Origin of the sequence: Novosphingobium sp. AAP1 (assembly GCF_001295765.1) — a bacterium.
Lineage (GTDB): Bacteria > Pseudomonadota > Alphaproteobacteria > Sphingomonadales > Sphingomonadaceae > Novosphingobium > Novosphingobium capsulatum.
Window position 1 is genome coordinate 42,448 of sequence record NZ_LJHO01000016.1, and the last position, 20,707, is coordinate 63,154.

Here is a 20,707-nt window from a genome sequence, read left to right on the forward strand (position 1 = left end):
GCCTCCCGACATGATCGGTAATTCGGACAAGCCCAATACACCAGCGCCGCCTGAATGGTTCCCGAATGCTGGCAGCAACCGCAGCCACACCGGAGGGACTTCGCGGCGCGGCGCAAATCTGCTAGGGGCCGTCTCGTGACCTCTTTTCCGTGGCCAGACGCCCTCGTGATCCTGGGCCTTGTCGTGCTCAACGGCCTGTTTTCCATGTCGGAACTGGCCATTGTCTCGGCACGGCCAGCCCGCCTCAAGGTTCTGGCCGAAGGCGGCAGTGGCGGCGCGAAAGTGGCGTTGGAACTGGCTGCCGATCCCGGAAAATTTTTGTCGACCGTGCAGATCGGGATCACCCTGGTGGGCATCGTCGCCGGTGCCTATTCCGGATCGAGCCTGGGTGGCCCGGTAGGAGAGCGGCTGGCCGCGCTGGGCGTGCCGGCGGCCTATGCTGCCGAGGCCGGCTTTGCCCTGGTCATTGCGGTGACCACCTATCTCAGCCTGGTGGTGGGCGAACTGGTGCCCAAGCAACTGGCACTGAACGCGGCAGAGCAGATCGCCGTGGTCGCGGCGCGGCCGATGGTGGTGATGTCGCGCGTGACGGCGCCGTTCGTCTGGACGCTCAACCGCTCGTCGGGCCTGATCCTGCGCCTGTTGGGCCTGGCCAAGGGCGGCGAACAGGAAGTGACGGCCGAAGAACTGCAGATGATCTTCGCCGAAGCCACCCGCTCTGGCGTGATCGAGGAGGAGGAGCGCGCGCTGATGGCCAGCGTGATGCGCCTGGCCGACCGCCCGGTGCGCGAGGTGATGACGCCGCGCATCGAACTGCACTGGATCGAGCAGGACGCGCAGCCGGCCAACCTGGACGAGGCCATCGAAGACAGCCCGCATTCGCTGCTGCTGGTGGCCGATGGTTCGGTCGATCGCATTGTCGGCGTGGTCAAGGTGCGCGACATCCTGGCAGCGCGGCTGCGCGGGGTGGAGCCGGCGCTGGCCAGCCTGATGAAAAAGCCGGCGATCGTGCCCGATCGGCTCGATACCATGGACGCGCTGCGGGTGATCCAGCAGGCCGAAGTGGCCATGGCCCTGGTCCATGATGAATATGGCCATCTCGAGGGGATCGTCACCCCGGCCGACTTGCTGGCCGCGATTGCTGGCAATTTCGTGGCCCATGGCGATGAAGGCGATGCGCCGATGATCGTGGAGCGCGAGGATGGCTCGCTGCTGATCGCCGGCGCCTTGCCGGCCGATGCCATGGCCGATCGGCTGGGCATCGATCTGCCCGAAGACCGCGATTATGCCACGGCTGCTGGCTTTGCCCTGTCCGTGCTGCGCAAGCTGCCCACCGAGGGCGAGCATTTTGCTGAGCAAGGCTGGCGCTTTGAAGTGGTCGACATGGATGGGCGCAAGATCGACAAGCTGTTGATCCAGCGCGCCAAGGCGGCCACCCCGCCGGTGGAGCTCGACGGGTAAGGGCAAGGCCTCGGCTGGCCAAACCGCCGCGTGGCAGGTTTGGGTCGTTTCGCCTTTCCAGCGTCACCCCGGCCTTCAAGCCGGGGGCCCGCTTTTTACGTTAACCGTATGTGCTTGGCGCAAAGAAAGCGGGACCCCGGATCATGTCCGGGGTGACGAAGGTCTATACGGCAAGGATTTGCAGGTACGGCCTAGAGCAGGCCGTGGGCCAGCAGATCGGCTTCCAGGGCAGCGGCGCCTCGCGCGAAATGGTGCGTGTGCCAGCCCAGCGCGCGGGCCGTCGCAATGTTGGCGGCATTGTCGTCGATGAACAGCATGGTTTCGGGGGCCTGGCCGAATCGGCGTGCGGCCAGCTCGAAAATTGCCGGATCGGGCTTGATCAGCCGTTCCGCCCCCGACACCACGATATCGCGGCAGTGATCGAGGATGGGGAAAGTCGGGCGGAACTGCGCCCAGGCGTCCACGCCGAAATTGGTGATCGCATATTGCGGCACGCCGCGCGCGGCCAGGCGGCGCACCAGACCGTGCGTGCCGGCCACGGGGCCGGGGATGCTGTCCAGCCAGTGACTGGCATAGCGGGCGATCAGCGTGGCATGCTGGGGAAATTCGGCACTGCGCGCCGCCACCATGGTGGACCAGGGCACGCCGGCATCGTGCTGCCCGTGCCATTCCTCGCTCACCACCTCGGCCACGAATCGGGCGCGTTCGGCCGGATCGGGAATGGCATCGCGATAGAGCAAGGCCAGATCCCACTCCACCAGCACGCGGCCCACGTCCCATACCACGATGGTCGGCCGGCTGATGACAGACTGATTCGGGGCATGCGGCATCGCGCGGTTATCCGTGGGGAGGGGGCAGACAGACAGGGGCACAGGCGGGCGGCGGGCACAAACGAAACCAGCCCGCTTCCCGGACCGGGGCCGCAAGCAAGGCGGTTACCGGGCCGGGAAGCGGGCTGGCATCAGCGTTCCGCTGTGCCGGCGAGCGGCACAACGTTCACGCACGCCTGGCGATTAGCCCTGGCGCGCCTTGAAACGACGCTGGGTCTTGTTGATCACGTAGGTCCGGCCACGGCGGCGAATCACGCGGTTGTCCCGGTGACGGTCCTTGAGCGACTTCAGGCTGTTGCGAATCTTCATGGCTATTCCCTTTGCCCGAATCCGACCCGGGCGCGAAACTGAAGGTGCGCCGTTAGTGGCCCCCCTGTGGAAAGTCAACCGTGGCATGGCAGATCGCGGTTGTGGGGATAAACCGGTCCGGGCATGGAGGGTTTCGCGCGCCGATGCGTTAAATCATATGGTTCAGCCGCGCGACAGCCGTTTTTCGGCACAGCTGCGGCCCTGTCGATGGGATTTCCTGCCATGCTCCGCCTTTCGCGCGCGCTCTTGCCGTTGTCTGCCACCGCCACGCTGGCGCCGATCCTGCTCGCCGTGGCGCCGGCCCCTGCGCAAGCGCAAGGCTGGGGCGGCTGGGGTGGTGGCTATGGCCCCGGTTGGGGCGGGTATGGCGGCTTTGACGGCCCGCGCCGGGGAACCACGGCGGCCGAACCGTCGAGCCGCATCGACGTGACATCCTATCGCAGTGCCGATGCGCTGGCGCTGCTGGGCAAGGGCAGGATCGTGGTGGCTGGCGTCGATGCCCCGGCCGACGCGCTGGAACAGGGCGCCGACGAGCCGACGCCCGACAAGCTGCCGGTCTACGAGGCCGCCGTGGTCGATTCGCTGGTGGGCCATGGCTATGACACCCAGACGGTGAGCGATGCCGGGCAGATTGCGCAAGTGGCGGTCAGCCACCAGGTGGTGGTGCCCGAAGAGCAGAAGCATTCCCCGGTCAGCGGCGCGATGAGCACGACGGTGAGCAACTACGGCTCCGCCGTGTCGCTGGGCGTGGCTCTCGACTTTACCAAGCCGGCCAAGGCGATCGTGGCTACGCGCATGGACGTGCGCATCCGCGACAAGGCCAGCGGCCGCGTGCTGTGGGAGGGCCATGCCGAAGGGATGGCGCGCGAAGGTGAGGGCGGGCTGGACGACGGCAAGATGGCGGCACGCCTGGCCAAGGCGCTGTTTGCCCGCTTCCCCGAAGGCCAGGTGGTGGTGGCCGATGCCGCCGCGCCCGGTAATGGCTCGGCGGGCCTGGCGCCGGCTGGCGCTGCCCCGGCCCAAGGCACCCCCTGAACTGCGCCATGATCTGCCCCGGCCGCCCTTGAGCAGGCCTGGTGCCATGCCTATCTCTCAAGCGGAACGATCCGCACCGAGCGGGCGCCTGAGGAAGGATGCAAAGGGTATGCGTAGGCTGGCTTTTGTGATGCTGATGGCCGCACCGCTGCCTGCCCTGGCAGCGCCTGTGCAGGTCACCCGCTTTACCACGCCCGAGATTACCGCCCGCCAAGGCCATGATGCCGTGACCGTGGTATCGGTTGGCGGTGGGCCGACGGCCGATCCGCAAAGCCTCGCTGACCAGCCCTGGCTGATGGCCGTGCAACGCGAAGTGGCGGGCCTGGGCTTTGGTGCGGCAACGCCCGGCGCTGCCGATATCGTGGCCGAAGTGCAGGTTTCGCGCGAGGCGCAGGTGCGTGGCGGCGGCAATGGCCCGGTCAGCCTGGGGCTGGGTGGCTCTACCGGCGGATGGCACAGCGGGGTTGGCCTGGGGCTGGGGTTCAACATCGGCGGCGGCCCGCGCCGCGTCGATGCCACGTTCCTGCGCGTGGTGCTGCGCGATCGCGTCAGTGGCCAGCCGCTATGGGAAGGGCGCGCCGAAAACGCCGAAAAGACCGGCTCTGCCGCTGCATCGGCCGATGTTTTGGCGCCGCGCATGGCCCATGCGCTGTTTGTGGGCTTTCCCGGCAAGTCGGGTGACACTATCTCGGTCAAATGACGCAAGAAAATTCAGCCTCCGCCCCGATTCTAGTCAACGCCGCGTTCGATGCCGGCAATATCGAGGTGCTGGCCGTCGATGGCGCCCGCGCCACACTGGCCATCCGCCGCGACAACCAGTCCGAATTTGCTCAGTGGTTTTATTTCCGCGTCAGCGGCGTGGCCGGGCGCGAGCTGGACCTGGCGATTACCGGGCTCAACACCTCGGCCTATCCCGATGGCTGGCCCGGCTATTCCGCCTGCGTGTCCGAAGACCGCCAGGAATGGACGCGCGCGGCATCCGATTTCGACCGTGGTCGCGATGGCGGCACTCTGCATATCCGCCATCGCCCGGTGGGCGACCAGGTGTGGTTCGCCTATTTCGCGCCCTATTCACTGGAACGCCACAACGACCTAGTGAGCGAGGCTGCCGCCAGTCCGGGCGTGTCGCACCAGGTGCTGGGCCTGTCGCTCGACGGGCGGGCGATCGATTGCCTGACGCTGGGCACCGGTCCACGCCAGGTGTGGCTCTATGCCCGGCAGCATCCGGGCGAAACCATGGCGGAATGGTGGATGGAAGGGGCGCTGGAAATGCTCACCGATCCGGCCGACCCGCATGGCCGCGCGCTGCGCCAGGCCTGCACGTTCCACATCGTGCCCAATTGCAACCCCGATGGCAGCGCGCGCGGACACCTGCGCACCAATGCCATCGGCGTAAACCTCAACCGCGAATGGCACGAACCGACCGCCGAGCGCGCGCCGGAAGTCCTGGCGATTCGCAACGCGATGGACGCCACCGGGGTGGACTTTGCCATGGACGTGCATGGTGACGAGGCGATCCCGGCGGTGTTCCTGGCCGGTTTTGAAGGCATTCCCGGCCTCACGCCCGCGCAGCTCGACGGATACCGGCGCTATCGCGCGATTCTCGATCGGCGCAGCCCCGATTTCCAGGTGCGCCGTGGCTATCCCGAAGCTCGGCCGGGTCAGGGCAACCTGGCGATGTCCACCAACCAGGTGGCGCAGCGCTTTGGCTGCGTGGCGATGACGCTGGAAATGCCGTTCAAGGACAATGCCGATCTGCCCGATCCGGTCTATGGCTGGAGCGCGGAACGCAGCAAGCTGCTGGCCCGCGAATGCCTGGCCGCCCTGTGGGAATGGCTGCAACCGCAAGAGGGTTAAGCGCGGATAGGTGCCTTCGGTTGGAGGGCGGGGAAGCCTGCCCTCTTTACGGCGCGTTAATTCCTTTGGCGCCATGACAGGGCATGGACCGCATCCTGCCCCTTTCCGCCCCCATGCGCCACGTTGGGCCCCTGGCCAGCCGCATGCTGCACGGCCGGGGAATCGCCGCGCTGCCGGGCCGCGCCGGGCACGTGCTGGCCAGCGTGCCGGTTCTTGCCTGCGCCGCCGCGCTGATCTGCGCCGGCCGCGCGCTGCCGTTCTGAAGCAGACTTCCCCGCATTATTGCTGAGCAACCGGCGACGGTGCTGCCGCTCAGGCTGCGCCGCGCTGGCGTTGGCGTGCGCCCCAGGGGCGCTGCCGTTCCCATTCCGTGCAAAGCGCAAGCAGCGCATCGAGCGTCAGCGGCTTGCTGAACAGATAGCCCTGCGCGTGCTTGCAGCCGGCCTCCTGCAGCATGCGCCACTGGCTGGGCGTTTCCACGCCCTCGGCCACGCAACTCAGCCCAATGGTGTGGCAGAAGGTGATCACGGCGCGCGCGATGGTATCGCCATCGGTCCCGTCGAGCCCGGCGACGAAGCTGCGATCGATCTTGACCTTGTCGAGCGGCAGGCGCTGGACATAGCCGAGGCTGGAATAGCCGGTGCCGAAATCATCGAGTGCCACGTGGACGCCGATGTCGCGAAAGGCCTGCAAGGCCTGGGCCGCGGTTTCGGCATTGGCCATGACTGCGGTTTCGGTCACTTCCAGCCAGATGCGGCCCGGATCGATCCCGGTCCGCTCGATCTCGCGGCGGATGAAGGCGAGCGTGGTGGCCGAGGTCAGGTCGCAGGCCGAGATATTGAACGATACCGCGACATCGTCGGGCAGGTGCAGCGCCGCCTTGAGGCCCTTGCGGATCACTGCGCGGGTAATGCTGTGGATCGCGGTGGAGCGTTCCGCCACGGCAATGAAATCGGCGGCGGAAACCTCGCCCAGCACGGGGCTGGTCCAGCGCACCAGAACTTCCACCGCGCTCAGCCGGCCGCTTGCCAGTTCGATGATCGGCTGGAACACGATCGTCAGTTCGTCTTCCAGCGTGCTGCCCTGCAGCGCCACTTCGATCGCGCGATCGGCCCGCACGGCGGTTTCCAGCGCGGCGCTGAACACGCAGACGCCACCACCTTCGACATGCTTGGCATGATACAGCGCATAGTCGGCGCGATCGAACAGGTCGTCTGCCCCGGTGCCGGCCTGCGGGCAATGCGCCACGCCGAGCGATGCGCCGACATGGAGCACGATTTCCCCCACCTGCAATGGCGCGCGAATCTGCTGCAGCAAGCGCTCGCAGGTGCGCGTAAAGCCGGATACGTCCGGGTCGATCAGCCCGAATTCGTCACCACCCAGGCGATAGACCTGGGCCGATGGGCCGGCGGCATGGCGCAGGCGCGCGCCGATTTCTGCCAGCAGGCGATCGCCCACGTGATGGCCATAGGTATCGTTGATCGGCTTGAAGCGATCGAGATCGAGCACACCCACGGCAAACGGCATGCCGGCGTGGGTGGTGGTCCAGGCTTCGAGATCGGCATGGAAGCGGCGGCGGTTGGCCAGGCCGGTGAGCGCGTCGGTAAGGGCGAGGCGGCGGTTTTCCTCGTTCAGCCGCTGCAGTTCGGCGTGCTGTGCCGTCAGCAGCGTGCCGGCGCGGACCTGGCCTTCGAAATGGGCAAAGCTGTTGAACAGCACGCGCAGCAGCACGGCCAGGACCAGCGCCACGTTGATCCCGATCGTCACGAAGATCAGCTGCTGGCGCGCCAGGCACATGATGATGAACGCCGGCAGCACGGTGAGCGCCACCAGCAGCGCGGCCTGGGGCAGCACGATCAGGCAGAAGATGCAGCCGATCACCGTGGTGGAGATATAGAGCCCCACGTGCGCCTGCTCGAACGGGCCGCCATAGGGCGCCAGCGCCAGGGACCAGCCGACATAGGCAAGCGCCACCGGGCCGGATACGGCGGTGATCGCGCGCAACTGCCGCCGCGCCTGTTCCGCAGTGGGCACGCCCTTGCGGGCCTGGCGCAGCCAGTGGATCATGCGGAAGAAGGTGATGGCAAACAGCACGGCGGGCACGCTGATCGTCAGGACCGCCGGTGCCTGGTGGCGGTGGGTGATCGCCACGGCCAGCGAATTGATCAGCAGCAGGCCATAGAGCAGCGGCACCTGGCGTTGCAGGTTCACCGCCTGCGACACGGCCAGCGCGGGATCATCCCCGATTCCGGCGAACCAGCGAAATGGACGCGACGCGCGCAACAGCATTCTCCCCCAGTCGGTCGAATTCCTTCGCAAACCAGGATTATGCCTGCAAAAACATGAAAAGAATCATACCGCTCGGACGGTGATCCCCGCGCGGCACGTGGGCGCCTGCCACCACCGCAGCGGGCGTGGCGCAGGCCAATGGCGCGCGGGCGCACCAAGGCAGCCGGCAATCATGCCAAGCCGAAAAGAATATTCTGCGATTTCAGGAAATTGGATGCCCCGCGAGGATTCGAACCTCGATTGACGGAGTCAGAGTCCGTAGTCTTACCTTTAGACGACGGGGCATCGGGAGGCGCCCCTCTAGTCGGGCCGTTTCAGAGCGTCAACCCGTTTTTTCGCCTCTGCATCAGGGTGCGATCGCGCCGGTTGATCGCGCCGGCGCCAGGGCTGGCGTGGCCTCGCCGGGGCGCTTGCCGGGGGCGAACCTTGCCGCGCGGGCGCCATGACGCTACGGTGACAGGCAAGTACCCGACCGGCACCGATGCCGGCGGGAAAACATAAGCGAATTTGTATCATGGCGGAATCCACTCCGCCGGCCAGGGGACGAGGGCCGCGATCCGGCGGAAGGAACAGGCAGCGAGGGCCGCGCAAGGCCGCACCCGCGCCCGATGCCGCCGGACAGCCGCCCGCCGCCACGCCGGCCGGCCATAGCGCAGCGCAAGGCGCCGCACCGACAAAGGGCAAGGCCAAGGGCAACGGCCGCGCGAGAGGCCGGGGCCGCACTGGGGCGCGCCGGGGCAGGCCGGCGCCGGCCGCCGTTGCCACGCCCCTTGCCGCATCCCCCGCTCCCGGCGCTGCAGCAGTGCCGCAATCCGGCATGGCACAGCCAGATCCTGTGGCGGCGCCATCGGCTGTCACCGCCGGGCGAGAGGTGCTGCCCGAAGCGCTGTTTGCCGCTGACGAGGCCGTGGGCCAGGGCGGGGCGCGCGCCTGGCACAAGCCGGTGCCGTTTCATCGCCAGGCCTATGCCGCGATCGATCTTGGCACCAACAATTGCCGCCTGCTGATCGCACGGCCGGCCGGTGGGCATTTCGTGGTGATCGATGCCTTCAGCCGCGTTGTGCGCCTGGGCGAAGGGCTGGCCCAGTCTGGCCGCCTGTCCGACGCGGCAATGGACCGCGCGCTGGCCGCGTTGCATGTCTGCGCGGAAAAGCTGCGCAAGCGCAATGTCCACCTGGCCCGCTCGGTCGCCACCGAAGCCTGCCGCCGCGCCAGCAACGGCGCCGAATTCATCGAGCGGGTGCACCGCGAAACCGGTATCCGCCTCAACATCATCACCGCGCAGGAAGAGGCGCGGCTGGCCGTGCTCGGCTGCCATATCCTGCTCGAACATGGCGATGGGCCGGCCATGATCTTTGACATCGGCGGCGGATCGACCGAGATGGTGCTGGTCGATCCGGCCGATCCGGTGCCGCGTATCCTCGATTGGCAAAGCGTGCCGTGGGGCGTGGTCTCGCTCACCGAAGGGGTGGGGCCGATCGCCGATAGCCCGGCCGCGCGCGCCGCCGCCTATGCCGACATGCGCGCACGCGTCGCCGATGGCTTTGCCCCGTTCATCGAGCGTATCGCGCCCACCCGCGCACACGCTTTGGCCGAAGGGGCGATTCGCCTGCTCGGCACCAGCGGCACGGTGACCACGCTGGCCAGCCTCCACCTGGGTCTGCCGCAATATGATCGGCGCGCGGTCGATGGGCTGATCGTGCCGACCACGGCGATGCGCGGCATCAGCCAGCGCCTGGCGCATCTCTCGCCGGCCGAGCGGATCGCCGTGCCGTGCATCGGGCGCGAGCGGTCTGACCTGGTGGTGGCGGGCTGCGCCATCCTCGAAACCATTTTCGATATCTGGCCGGCCGATCGGCTGGGCATTGCCGATCGCGGCATCCGCGAAGGCATCCTGCGCTCCCTCATGGCCACTGGCGGCGATGCCGTGCGCAGCCGCGAGGCGCTGCGCCAACTCAATAGTGGAGCAACCCCATGAGCCGTTCCGGCAAGGATCCGCACGAACGCCTGAAAACCGCCAAGAAGCGCACGGCGTCTTCGGCGCGCTGGCTCTCGCGCCAGATCAACGATCCCTACGTCAAGCAGGCCCGCGCAGAAGGCTGGCGCAGCCGCGCGGCGTTCAAGCTGATCGAGCTGGACGAGCGCTTTGCCCTGCTCAAGGGGCGGCAGCGCGTGGTCGACCTCGGCATCGCACCGGGCGGCTGGAGCCAGGTGGTGCGCAAGAAGGCACCGGCCGCGCGCGTGGTCGGGATCGACCTTTTGCCGACCGAGCCGATCGATGGCGTGACCATATTCGAGATGGACTTCATGGCCGATGAAGCCCCTGCCGCGCTGGAAGGCGCGCTCGACGGCCCGCCCGATCTCGTGCTGTCGGACATGGCCGCCAACACCGTGGGCCACAAGCAGACCGACCACCTGCGCACCATGGGCCTGGTGGAGACGGCAGTGGATTTCGCCATCAACACCCTGGCCCCGGGCGGCGCCTTCGTCGCCAAGGTCTTTGCCGGCGGCACCGACGGCGACCTGCTCACTATCCTCAAGCGCAATTTCACCACGGTGAAGCACGCCAAGCCGCCGGCCAGCCGCAAGGACTCCTCGGAATGGTACGTGATCGCCCAAGGCTTCAAGGGCCGCGCCGCCACGAGCAACCCTGCGGATGATCCGTCGGGCGAACAGGACGCCTGATCCTGATGCGCGTGCATGGCCGGGGATAATCCCCGGTCGTGCAAAGAATCCCGTTGCGATGCGCGCCACTCTCGGCTAACCGCCCGTCTCCCACCCGCGGCCCCACCCGGCGCCGCGCGACGAGAGGCCCGATGGCGGAGTGGTGACGCACCGGACTGCAAATCCGTTTACGCCGGTTCGATTCCGGCTCGGGCCTCCATCGCAGCTGGGTTTCATCCCATACAGTGCCGATTTCGGTCTCAGCTGCCGCAGGCGACCTCGGCGATAGACCTCGCGATTGGGCGTGGTCGGGCGCGCGCGAGGCTGGGTGATGCGGCTGCGGCGCCAGCGCTGCTTATTGATAGCGCAAGGTGTTCTCGAACCCGACGTTGGTCTTGGCCATCTTGGCCAGTTTCCTGAGGTTGGCGCGGACATATCTTTCAAAGCGCCGGTCGTCATATATGCCCGTGGTCTGATAGTCGTCCTGCCCCAGCAAGTGCTTGAGGCGGGCGGCGAAGGCGGCTTGGTCGCCCTGGCGCGCGGCTGCCTTTACGGCGCGGCAGACCCATTCCTCGGCGGCTGCCTTGTCATAATCGTCCTGGCCTTCATATCCCCGCCGGTCCGCCGCGATCTGATCCAGTCGTGCGGCGTCGATGCGGCGTTCCAACCATGTGCAGACCACGTCGCTTTGCCAGGGTTTTGCCGAAACGCTCATCGTGCTCTCCACGCTTGTTAGTTCCCGTCTGCATCGACGACGAACACCATGGTCTTGCCGCGCGACATCGGCTCCCACCCGGCGAGCAGGGCGGCGCGAATGCCGCGTGACACCAGGGCGTCGCTGATTTGCAGCCGGCTGGGCGGCAAGCCTTTCAGCAGGCGCTTGGGAGTGGGAAATTCGAGGATCGCGCCACGCGGGGCATCTTGCTGGAGCAAGGCAACGGCCATACCCCGCCAGCCATCAAATTCGCTCCATTGCGGCTCGCGTCGCAGTTCCCAATCGTAGCGAAGCCCGTCAACCTCGACGGTACCGGCAAGCCTGTGCATGTTTGACATGGCGATGCGGTTAGCAGGATTCCGTCGCCAAGCCACGGCAATGTCGACCGCATGATCGATGGGAAAGCGACGAGCGCCGTCCGATCATGGGAGCCGGGGCACTTCTCGCCGGAAGCGTCACGGAGCCGCAGCGGGTTTGGTGAGAGCCTTGCCTGCCTCTGCCGCAAACCTGCGGTTCCAGATGATGGCGCTGCCCGAGATGAAGGACACCAGGAGGAAGGCCAGGGAAAAATCACCGAGCGTCAGCACCCCGCGGCCGGCCATCCGCGGGGCCAGTTCCAGCGTCGCTGCGGCGAGGCAGATGCCGAGGGACATGCTCAATTGCTGGAACGTGGCATAGAAGCTGGTCGCCGAACTCATGCGTGCTTCGTCGATATCGGCATAGGCGATGGCGTTGTAGGCGGTGAACTGGAACGAGGTGAAGAATCCGGCGACGAGCAGGATCAGGGCGATCAGCGGCAAGGGCCATTCCGGTCGAAATGCGCCGCATAACGCATAGCCCGCCGTCCCCGCCAATCCGGACACGATCAGGCTGCGACGAAAGCCCCAGCGCCGCAGGATGCGCGGGGCCAGCGTCTTCATCGCCAGCCCGCCGATGGCGACCGAGACGGTCAGCGCCCCGGTCAGCGCCGCGGAAAAGCCGAAGCCAAGCTGGAACAACAGCGGCAGGAGGAACGGCTGCGCGCCCTGGGTGATGCGCGCCAGCGATCCTGCAATGACCGACAGACGGAAGTTGGTGGTGCGCAGCAGCGCAGGGTCGAGGATCGGGTTCTGGGTGTGGCGCGCATGGAGCAGGTAGGCTGCGGCAAGCAGGCTGCCGAGAAGCAGCAGGGCGAGGGCCACGGTCCCCGTGCCGCTGCGGCTGGCGAGCTCCAGCCCGAACAGGATGCAAGCGAGTGCCGCCCCGGACAGGAAGAAGCCGGCCCAATCGAACTGCGCCTGCAATCCGTGGATGTTGGGCACCAGCATGATGGCAAAGACGATACCGGCAATGCCGATCGGGATATTGATGTAGAAGATCCAGCGCCAATCGAACCAGGTTACGATCATGCCGCCGAGCGGAGGCCCGAGAATCGGGCCAACGAGGGCCGGCATGACCAGCCACGACAGCGCCTGGACGATCTCGCTCTTGTCGACGCTGCGCAAGACCACCAGCCTGCCGACCGGCACCATCATCGCCCCGCCGATGCCCTGCAGGAACCGTGCCGCGACAAGCGATGGCAGGTTGAAGGCCAGCGCGCAGGCCACCGATCCAACGAGGAAGATGGCAATGGACAGGCAGAACACGATGCGCGATCCGAATCGATCGGCAAGTGTGCCGCTGGCCGGAATGAACAGGGCCAGCGCGATCAGATAGCTGGTCAGCGCAAGGCTCAGCGTTGGCGCCGCCACGCCCAGATCGCGGGCCATGGTGGGCAGCGCCACGGTCAGCACGGTACTGTCCAGTTGCTGCATGAACATGGCCGAAGCGACGACCAGCGCCGTGCTCCTGAACGTGCGAGGACGCGCCGCGATGCGCTGCCACAGCCCTGCGGACCGTTCGATCGCCCTATCCGTGTTTGCGTTCAATCCCTTATCCTGACGAGAGAACCGTGCGGGTCATGTTCCAGACGACGGCCCGCATTGTGTTGAAGAGAAGGGCAGGGGTCAGTCCTTGGCGCGGGCCGCGTGCTTGCCGCCGATCACAAGCGCGAGCAGCGAGAGCAGGGCGGCCGCGGCGCACCATGCTCCCGGGACTGCCTTGTCACCGGTGGCGCCGATCAACGCGGTGCTGATAGCCGGGGTAAAGCCACCGAAGATCGCCGTCGCCAGGCTGTAGGCCAGGCTGAAGCCCACGGTGCGGACGTGCGCCGGAATGATCTCGGTCAGGAAGACGATGAACGCGCCGTTGTAGGTGGCATAGATGGCCGCCAGCAGCAGTTCCACTGCCAGCAGTCTGCCAAAGCTGGGCGCTGCGACCAGCCAGCTCATCAGCGGGTAGGCCAGCAATCCGCCCAGCACGGTGGCCGTGATCAGCAGCGGCTTGCGCCCGACCTTGTCGGACAGCGCCCCCATGACCGGCAGCAGCGTGAAGTTGGCAAGCCCGACACACGCGGTGACGAACAGGCTTTCACCCGAGGACAGCGCGAGTTCCTTGCTGCCGAAGGTCGGCGTGTAGGCCGTGATCATGTAGAAGAACACGGTGGTCATCACCGCCATCAACGTGCCCTTGAGCACCAGGCCCCAGTTCGCAGCGACGATGCCTACGATCTGGTTGAGCTGTGGGTGCTCCTTGCGGTTGAGGAACGCCTCGGTCTCTTCCATGTGACGACGGATGACGAACAGGAACGGGACCATGATGCAGCCGATGACGAACGGCACACGCCAGCCCCACGCCTGCATCGTTGCGGCATCGAGCGAGGTTGAGACGAGCAGGCCGATCAGTGCCGCGAAGACCACGGCGGCTTGCTGGCTTGCCGACTGCCACGCGCAGAAGAAGCCCCGGCGGTGCGGTGGTGCGATCTCGTTGAGATAGACCGATACGCCGCCTACCTCGACACCGGCCGAGAGGCCCTGCACCAGGCGACCGACCAGGATGATGATCGGTGCGGCCAGGCCGATCTGCGCATAGGTGGGCGTGATGGCGATGGCCAGCGTGCCCGATGCCATGAGGCCCAGTGTCAGCAAGAGACCTTTGCGGCGGCCGTGATTGTCGATGTAGGCGCCCAGGACCAGCGCGCCGACGGGACGCATGAGGAAGCCCGCGCCAAACGTCATCAGCGTCAGCATGAGCGAGGCAAATGCGCTGCCGGTCGGGAAGAACGCCTTGGCGATATAGGTGGCGTAATAGCCGAACACCATGAAGTCGAACATTTCCAGGAAGTTGCCGCTGGAAACGATGAAGATCGACGTGAAGGCCGAACGCGTGCTGGCCCGTGGCGCTGCCGGTGTCGCTGGCGGCGGATTTGCGGCGGAAGCTTGGGTCATGGCTGAACCTTCTGCGGTGCAGGCTCGAGTCCGCTCTCGCGGATGATGGCACTGGCCTTGGGAGAGGCGAGGTAGGCAATGAGCGCCTTCGCGTCGGCAGGATGGGGCGAATAGGCGACGACACCGGCGGAAAAGGCCGTGACCTTTTGCAGGTCGGCAGGCAGCAGGCCGACGATGCGGATACCCTTGACCGGCTTCAACTCGCTCAGTTGCTGGAAGCCCAGCTCTGCCTCGCCACTGGCGACAATCTGGCCGACGGGCGTTGCCGGGATCATCCGGCCCTTGCGGCGGACCTGATCGGCGATGCCCAGCTTGTCGAGCATCGTCGTCTGGATATAGACCCCCGAAGCGCTGTCGGACCATGCCAGGGACCTGGCGGCGAGCAGCGCCGAGCGGACCGCTGCGGCGGTACTGATGTCGGGGGCGGGCGCGCCAGCCTTTACCGCGACGGCGATCTTGGACAGCACGAGATCCGTTTGCGTACCGGGCATGATGGAACCGTCGGCAGTCAGCGTGTCGAGCGCAGACCTGGCCAGGATGACGACGTCAGCAGGTTCGTGGCGTTCCAGGCGGTGTGGGATCGCTTGCGGGGTCTCGCCCATCGAGGGGCCGTGTGCGATGACGATGTGGACGCCGGTTTCCCGCTCGTACTGCTGCGACAGACGCGCGAAGGCGGAGGTGAAGCCGCCCGAGGTCAACACCCGCAGTTCCGTGTGCGGCCCGTGTGGTGCGGGCGTGCTGGCAGGCGTGTTGGCACTGCATCCGGCCAGCGCCGCCATGGGCAGCAGCAACCTTCCCAGCATGCGGCGCAGCTTGTTCGGGGTCTGGCGCGCACGCGCATGGGCGATAGTTGGCGCGTTCATATATCCTCTCACTGCTTGCTCGACCCGCTAAAGCCGCCACCGTTGACAAGGGGGCCGCAGCTTCACGGCAGCAACAGGAAGTCAGAATATGGCCGCTTCATCAAATGCAACGATCGGCACTCTTTATGCGTTAAGCGCATAAATCATGCGCTTTCGGCTGGTCCCAGCCGCCACGCTGCCTTCAATCGGGAATGGTGTCGTTCCGACCGCGCTCCCGCCAGGCGTCGCAGAGCAGGCCGAGCAGCCGATGCGCGGCAGGAGACAATGCGACGGCAGGACGACGCAAAACGCCGATGGTGCGGAAGATTGTCGCGCCCTGCAGCGGCTTCCAGACGAGATCGCGCGCCTCTGGCCCTTCGCACGCCAGCCGTGGCAGGATGGACGCGCCCAGCCCGGCATCGACCAGCGCCAGGGCCGAGGTGAGCCGGGTAACTTCGTAGAACCACCGCAGATCGAGATTGAGCGGTGCCAGGCCCGCGTCCAACGTCGTGCGGTTTCCGCTTCCCGTATGGACCGTCACCAACCGCAGTCCCACCAGGTCTTCCCAGCGCGGCTTGTCGATTGCTGCCAGCGGATCATCCTTGCGGCAGACCAGTCCATAGTGATCGTCGTAAAGCGGTTCGAACACCAGGTCGGCGTCGCTCGAGACCGGTAGCGCAAGGCCAAATTCGGCCGCGCCGGTGCGAACCGCCTCGGCGCACTCCGTCGCGGAAAGGTCCAGCACCCTTACCCGCACATTGCGATAATCCCGCCCGAACTGCTCGAGCAAGCTTGGCAGAAAGCGAACCGTTGCGCTGGGTATGCTGGCCAGCACGATCCGCCCGTCCTGCCGCTCGCCCAGCGCCATCTTGCCAAGGAGCGAGGTGTCGATTTCGTCGAGCAGGCGGCGGACCAGTGGCATGATCTGCTGGCCGGCCGGGGTCAGGCGAACGCTACGGGTGCTGCGCTCGAACAGCGCCTCTCCCACCAGCGCTTCCAGCTTTTGCACCCGGCGGCTGAGCGCGGGCTGCGACAGATTGAGCTGGTGCGCTGCGCGAACGAAGTTGCGGCACTCGGCAACAGCGACCAGCGATCGCAGGTCGAGTATTTCGCAGTTCAACAGGCTCACGCTGGTCGTTTAGCATGCGCGTGCCGGTTGTTGCACCGGCAAATCACGGCCTCTTCCCAGGCATGCGTCGCGGCGCTGCCCAGCTCGAACCGGCGCCCGTCGCCGATCATGCCGGCGTCCATGCAGACCGGCCGGGTGCGCTGGTCGAGATCGTTGCCGACCGGGAGTTGTTCGCGGTGGTGGGTGAAGCCAAGTATCGGTTGCGGGTGGCCGTGATCACCGCAGGCGCTGACAATCGGGCGACACCCGGCAACGATCTGATGGCCAAGGCGGTGCTGTCGCAACTGGTAGAAGCCGATCAGCGGTTGCATTCGCCATCGACCAAATCCCCAAAATAGCGCGCATGGCAAAGTTGGCGCAGCGACGCGTTAGTATTTCGCAATGAATCCGTCTCGGCATTGGACATGGCGATCAAAGTCATTGCTAACGGCATGTTAGGGATGGCAAGGCAAACAGGCGCGTGTTTCCTGCTGCCAGGGATGCCCTGCGATGCCCTCGATTCCACTTATTGCCCCCAATCCCCCGCGTTTCAGCGCCTTGGCCGACGAGCTTGCGGCGATCGAGCAGCGTGGCATTTTCAGCAACGGCGGGCCAGCGGTGCGGGCGTTCGAAGCAGCGGCGGTGGCACAGCTGTTTGGCGGGAAGGGGGATTGCCTGGCCGTCGGCAATGCCACGCTGGGCCTGATCCTGGCCCTTCGGCATGCTGCCGGGCCGCGTCTTCGTCCTGGCGCTCTGGCACTGGTGCCGGCCTTTACCTTTGCCGCCACGGCCCAGGCGGTGGAATGGGCCGGCCTGACGCCGCTGATCCACGATGTCGATCCGCAGACCTGGGCCTCTGATCCCCAGGCGGAAGAGCGCCTGCTCGCGCGCCATGGCGCCCGCGTGGCGGTGATCGTGCCTTATGCGGCATTCGGGCGCAGCCTCGATCTTGATCGCTATGCCTGGCTGGCCCGGCGCCATGGCGTGGCCGTGGTCATCGATGCGGCTGCCTCGCTCGGCAGTTGCGATGCCGGGGGCCAAAATTTCGGCGCGGGCGCGCTATTTGCCGTGGTCTATTCGATGCATGCCACCAAGACCTTTGCCACGGGAGAAGGCGGGCTGATCCACAGCGGCAATGCTGATCTGATCGCGGCGTTGCGGCGGATGAGCAACTTCGGTTTCGGGGCTGCCCGCGCGGCGGAACTGCCCGGCCTTAATGCCAAGCTGTCGGAAGTGGGCGGGGTTCTCGCCATGGCCAAGCTGGCGGAACTCGATGCCGTCTGCAGCCATCGTGCCGCGCTCGCCGATGCCTATCACGCGGCCCTGGATCGGCTGGGGCCGGGCTTTGCCGCCCAGGCGCCGATGGCGGCGGGGCGGCAGGCGTTCCAGTTCTGGTCATTGCTGTTGCCGGCGCACCTGGCGGTACACCGTCCAGCCCTGATTGCCGCCTTGGCCCAGCGTGGCGTGGGCGCCGGCCACTATTTCAGCCCGCACCTGGGCATGCAGCCGTGGTTTCGCGACCATGCCCTGATCGAACCTGTGCCGGTGAGCGATGACCTTGCCGCGCGCGTGCTTTCCCTGCCGATCACCGATGGGATGAGCCTTGCCGATGTCGATACGGTGATCGAACAGCTCGTGGCCGCCATCGCGGCGGTCACGCCGGGCGCTGACGGGCGGCCAAAGGGGGATAAGCAGACGATGCCGCCATGCGCGACGTTCGAAACCGTGCTGATCGGTGGCGGCCCGGCCGGCACAGCGATGCTGACCGCCGCCAGCAAGCAGAACCGCCTCGGCGCCCTGGCCGAAGGATTGGCCGTGGTGGAGCAGGGGCCGGCATTGGGGCGGGGCGAACTGGGCCAGTATGCCATCCGCTCCGACAGCACGGCCGAAACCTTTCTCAGCGCGGTCAAGGACAATGCCCATCCCGAGCTTGCCGCGCTGATCGATCATCCGGCGGGCATGACCATGGCCGGGCACATCGGCGCCTTGGGCGCACCGCTGGTCGAGGCGGGAGACCTGCTCGCAGTGACGGGAGACCGGTTGTGCGATGTGGCTCTCGCCCATGGCGCCAGCGTGCTGACCGGGCATGCCGCGCTGCGTGCCCAGCGCGAAAGCGACGGCCGCTGGCGCACGACGGTGCGGGATGGCGCGGGGCAGACGCGTGACCTGCTCTCGCGCCATATCGTGCTGGCCACCGGCGGCTATCAATGCCCGCAGGCCGTGCATGCGGCGCCACTGGCCGGGGGCACGCTGGGCGACATTGCCGGGAAGCGCCTCGTGCTGTCGGACGCCTTCCTGCGGCTGGGAGGAATGGATGCGCTGCGCCAGCGGCTTGCGGCGCGGAGCAATCCGCACAGCGCCCCGCGCATTGCCATCGTTGGTGGATCGACCAGCGCGCTGGCGGCGGCGGTCCTGCTGCTCAAGGCCGATCCTGCGCTGTCGCTCGGCGCCGGGGGCATCACTCTTTTGCATCGTCGCCCGTTGCGGCCGTTCTACCCCTCGCGCGAAGCGGCATTGGCCGAAGGCTTCACCGATTTTACCGAGGCGGACATCTGCCCGGTCAGCGGCTTCGTCTATCGCCTCGCCGGGTTCCGGCTGGAAGCGCGCGAACTTGTGCTGCGCATGCTGGCCGTGGGCGGACGCGCGCCGGAACCGCGCCTGACGCTGTTGCAACTGGACCAGCACGATCCGGCCGCGGCGCGCGCGGCGCTTGACGCAGCCGACGTGGTGATCGGGGCAACCGGCTATCGGCCGCGCGCCTTGCCCTTGTTCGATGCGGCAGGCGCGCCGATCATGCTCGCCTGCGATGGCCCGCAGCCTGGCCCGATGGTCGATCGTCACTGCCGCCTGCGCGATGCCGCCGGGCAGATCGTGCCCGGCGCCTTCGGCATCGGCCTTGCCGCCGGCTTCGTGCCATGGGGTCCTTTGGGCGGAGAGCCGAGTTTTCGTGGCAACGCCAATGGGCTGTGGCTGTGGCAGAATGATGTGGGGCAGATGATCGTCGATGCGGTCCTGCCGGCCACCAGCGCCGCACCCCGCCAGGCCGTGGCATGACAGATACACCCCTGATCAGCGTGGTGATGGCCGCCTATAACGGTGGCGCCCTGATCGGGGACACGATTGCCAGTGTCCTGGCCCAGACCCTGCCCGATTTCGAACTGGTGGTGGTCGACGATTGTTCCACCGATGATACTCTGGCCCGCCTGCGCGAGGTGGAGGATCCGCGCGTGCGGGTGATTGCGGCCCCGCGCAATGGCGGCCCGGTAGTGGCGCGCAACCTGGCGTTTGCGGCGGCGCGTGGCCGGTTCATCGTCGGGCTGGATCAAGACGACTTGTGTCATCCGGCCCGGTTTGCCGTGCAGCACGCGTTTCTCGAGGCCAACCCGCATGTCGTGCTCGTGGCCTCCGCGGTCGATATCCTCAAGTCTGGCGCGATCTCGGGGCCGCGTGCACCATTTCATACCTCGCCGGCGTTGATCGATTGGCGGTTACAACTGGGCAATCCGCTGGTCTGGTCGTCGGTGATGTTCCGGGCCGAAGCCGCCCGCCGGCTTGACGTGTTTGAGCAGGTCGATCGGCTCTATGCCGAAGACTTCGATCTCTATCACCGGCTCGCCCGGTTCGGGGCGCTCGCCCGAATCGACAAGCCGTTGGCGACCTATCGCATCCATCCCGGTGGTGCCTCGCAGCGCTATACCGCGCGGATGGAACAGAGCGCGGCGGCCGTTCTGGCCCAGCCTTATACAGACTTGTTCGGCGCCGATGCGCCACGGGCGGCGCATCTGGTCCTGCACCATTTCACCGGCGGCGTGCCGGTGCCCCGTCGCGATACCCTGGCCGAGGTGGGCCGGCTGGTCGCGGTGGTTCATGGGCATTTCATGGCGACGCGGCGGCCCGATGCGGCCGATCTGGCTTTGATTCTGGCAGAATACGCCCGTCTGTGGTGGCGGCTGGGCGATGCCTGCGTGCGTTCGGGCACGCTGTCGCGGGCAGACGTGGTGGCGCTGTGCCCGGCGGGGTTGGCGCAACACCCACCTTCGCGCATGCGTTCGGCCACGTCGCTGCTGATCGGCACGGGCCGCGCGCTGGCATCGCGACTCAAAAGGGCCTGATTCTGTCGCGCAAACCGCTGCAGTGAGTCGCGCGAACACCGCCGAAAAGGCGCTGATCACAAAAATGTAATGCCAATAAGTCCTGGAAATACTGGGTTTTTGGTGGCTGTGGATGGAATGTGGAAAAATGCTCGTTGACGCCTGCGCTGCCCGTCCATATATGCCGCTTCACCGACGCGG

The 20,707-nt window shown here is 66.7% G+C and carries 19 protein-coding genes and 2 tRNA genes; 11 read left to right on the forward strand and 10 right to left on the reverse strand.

What is annotated here, in order from left to right; all coding sequences use genetic code 11:
• Positions 1-135: 135 nt before the first annotated feature.
• Complete coding sequence (locus IP65_RS18515) at positions 136-1,461, forward strand: hemolysin family protein (protein WP_054132609.1); 1,326 nt, start codon at positions 136-138, stop codon at positions 1,459-1,461.
• A 191-nt stretch (positions 1,462-1,652) separates the two neighbouring features.
• Here the strand turns inward: IP65_RS18515 and IP65_RS18520 are convergent, their stop codons facing one another.
• Entirely contained in the window at positions 1,653-2,291 is a 639-nt protein-coding gene (locus tag IP65_RS18520) for an HAD family phosphatase (protein WP_054132610.1), read from the reverse strand.
• A gap of 183 nt (positions 2,292-2,474) precedes the next feature.
• Positions 2,475-2,600 carry a type B 50S ribosomal protein L36 gene (gene ykgO, locus IP65_RS18525; protein ID WP_008069451.1) on the reverse strand — a complete coding sequence of 42 codons (126 nt, stop codon included), beginning with the start codon at positions 2,598-2,600 and terminating at the stop codon, positions 2,475-2,477.
• Positions 2,601-2,822: 222 nt separating this feature from the next.
• Here ykgO and IP65_RS18530 point away from each other — a divergent pair, with 222 nt between their 5' ends.
• The 4 genes from IP65_RS18530 to IP65_RS18545 all read left to right on the forward strand — a co-directional run bounded on the left by IP65_RS18530 (position 2,823) and on the right by IP65_RS18545 (position 5,755).
• The gene (locus IP65_RS18530) at positions 2,823-3,635 is read left to right on the forward strand and encodes a DUF4136 domain-containing protein (RefSeq protein WP_197279286.1); all 813 of its coding nucleotides are present in this window, start codon (positions 2,823-2,825) and stop codon (positions 3,633-3,635) included.
• Between the two features lie 109 nt (positions 3,636-3,744).
• Positions 3,745-4,335, forward strand: coding sequence for a DUF4136 domain-containing protein (locus tag IP65_RS18535; RefSeq protein WP_054132611.1), 591 nt, complete (start codon positions 3,745-3,747; stop codon positions 4,333-4,335).
• Entirely contained in the window at positions 4,332-5,492 is a 1,161-nt protein-coding gene (locus IP65_RS18540; RefSeq protein ID WP_054132612.1) for a M14-type cytosolic carboxypeptidase, read from the forward strand. Before IP65_RS18535 ends, IP65_RS18540 begins: the two co-directional genes overlap by 4 nt.
• A gap of 113 nt (positions 5,493-5,605) precedes the next feature.
• On the forward strand, positions 5,606-5,755 hold the full coding sequence (locus IP65_RS18545) for a hypothetical protein (RefSeq protein ID WP_158272950.1): 150 nt from the start codon (positions 5,606-5,608) through the stop codon (positions 5,753-5,755).
• 49 nt (positions 5,756-5,804) lie between these two features.
• On the opposite strand, the gene IP65_RS18550 is transcribed toward IP65_RS18545, so the two are convergent.
• Complete coding sequence (locus IP65_RS18550; protein ID WP_054132613.1) at positions 5,805-7,781, reverse strand: bifunctional diguanylate cyclase/phosphodiesterase; 1,977 nt, start codon at positions 7,779-7,781, stop codon at positions 5,805-5,807.
• Positions 7,782-7,992: 211 nt separating this feature from the next.
• Positions 7,993-8,066: transfer RNA gene (locus tag IP65_RS18555), tRNA-Gln, on the reverse strand.
• A gap of 532 nt (positions 8,067-8,598) precedes the next feature.
• Here IP65_RS18555 and IP65_RS18560 point away from each other — a divergent pair.
• The 3 genes from IP65_RS18560 to IP65_RS18570 all read left to right on the forward strand — a co-directional run bounded on the left by IP65_RS18560 (position 8,599) and on the right by IP65_RS18570 (position 10,665).
• Positions 8,599-9,759 carry a Ppx/GppA phosphatase family protein gene (locus IP65_RS18560; RefSeq protein ID WP_082350255.1) on the forward strand — a complete coding sequence of 387 codons (1,161 nt, stop codon included), beginning with the start codon at positions 8,599-8,601 and terminating at the stop codon, positions 9,757-9,759.
• Positions 9,756-10,466 (forward strand): RlmE family RNA methyltransferase, encoded by a 711-nt coding sequence (locus tag IP65_RS18565; RefSeq protein WP_054132614.1) that lies wholly within the window; start codon positions 9,756-9,758, stop codon positions 10,464-10,466. The genes IP65_RS18560 and IP65_RS18565 overlap by 4 nt, the downstream gene beginning before the upstream one ends.
• 125 nt (positions 10,467-10,591) lie before the next feature.
• A tRNA-Cys gene (locus IP65_RS18570) sits at positions 10,592-10,665 on the forward strand.
• A 135-nt stretch (positions 10,666-10,800) separates the two neighbouring features.
• On the opposite strand, the gene IP65_RS18575 is transcribed toward IP65_RS18570, so the two are convergent.
• From IP65_RS18575 to IP65_RS18600, 6 genes are all read right to left on the reverse strand, one after another.
• A complete protein-coding gene (locus IP65_RS18575) occupies positions 10,801-11,112 on the reverse strand; it encodes a hypothetical protein (protein ID WP_369801314.1) in 312 nt (103 codons plus the stop codon).
• A 65-nt stretch (positions 11,113-11,177) separates the two neighbouring features.
• Complete coding sequence (locus IP65_RS18580; protein WP_028657923.1) at positions 11,178-11,498, reverse strand: hypothetical protein; 321 nt, start codon at positions 11,496-11,498, stop codon at positions 11,178-11,180.
• Positions 11,499-11,615: 117 nt separating this feature from the next.
• Positions 11,616-13,067: a DHA2 family efflux MFS transporter permease subunit gene (locus IP65_RS18585; RefSeq protein ID WP_156306736.1), complete on the reverse strand. Its 1,452-nt coding sequence runs from the start codon at positions 13,065-13,067 to the stop codon at positions 11,616-11,618.
• A gap of 78 nt (positions 13,068-13,145) precedes the next feature.
• Positions 13,146-14,465 carry an MFS transporter gene (locus IP65_RS18590; RefSeq protein WP_082350252.1) on the reverse strand — a complete coding sequence of 440 codons (1,320 nt, stop codon included), beginning with the start codon at positions 14,463-14,465 and terminating at the stop codon, positions 13,146-13,148.
• On the reverse strand, positions 14,462-15,328 hold the full coding sequence (modA, locus tag IP65_RS18595) for a molybdate ABC transporter substrate-binding protein (RefSeq protein ID WP_082350253.1): 867 nt from the start codon (positions 15,326-15,328) through the stop codon (positions 14,462-14,464). The genes IP65_RS18590 and modA overlap by 4 nt, the downstream gene beginning before the upstream one ends.
• A 181-nt stretch (positions 15,329-15,509) precedes the next feature.
• On the reverse strand, positions 15,510-16,436 hold the full coding sequence (locus tag IP65_RS18600; RefSeq protein ID WP_054132615.1) for a LysR family transcriptional regulator: 927 nt from the start codon (positions 16,434-16,436) through the stop codon (positions 15,510-15,512).
• A 14-nt stretch (positions 16,437-16,450) separates the two neighbouring features.
• On the opposite strand from IP65_RS18600, the gene IP65_RS18605 reads away from it, so the two are divergent.
• From IP65_RS18605 to IP65_RS18615, 3 genes are all read left to right on the forward strand, one after another.
• A complete protein-coding gene (locus tag IP65_RS18605) occupies positions 16,451-16,774 on the forward strand; it encodes a hypothetical protein (protein ID WP_054132616.1) in 324 nt (107 codons plus the stop codon).
• Between the two features lie 151 nt (positions 16,775-16,925).
• Positions 16,926-19,469: an aminotransferase class I/II-fold pyridoxal phosphate-dependent enzyme gene (locus IP65_RS18610; protein ID WP_054132617.1), complete on the forward strand. Its 2,544-nt coding sequence runs from the start codon at positions 16,926-16,928 to the stop codon at positions 19,467-19,469.
• The gene (locus tag IP65_RS18615) at positions 19,466-20,527 is read left to right on the forward strand and encodes a glycosyltransferase family A protein (RefSeq protein ID WP_054132618.1); all 1,062 of its coding nucleotides are present in this window, start codon (positions 19,466-19,468) and stop codon (positions 20,525-20,527) included. The genes IP65_RS18610 and IP65_RS18615 overlap by 4 nt, the downstream gene beginning before the upstream one ends.
• Positions 20,528-20,707: the final 180 nt, after the last annotated feature.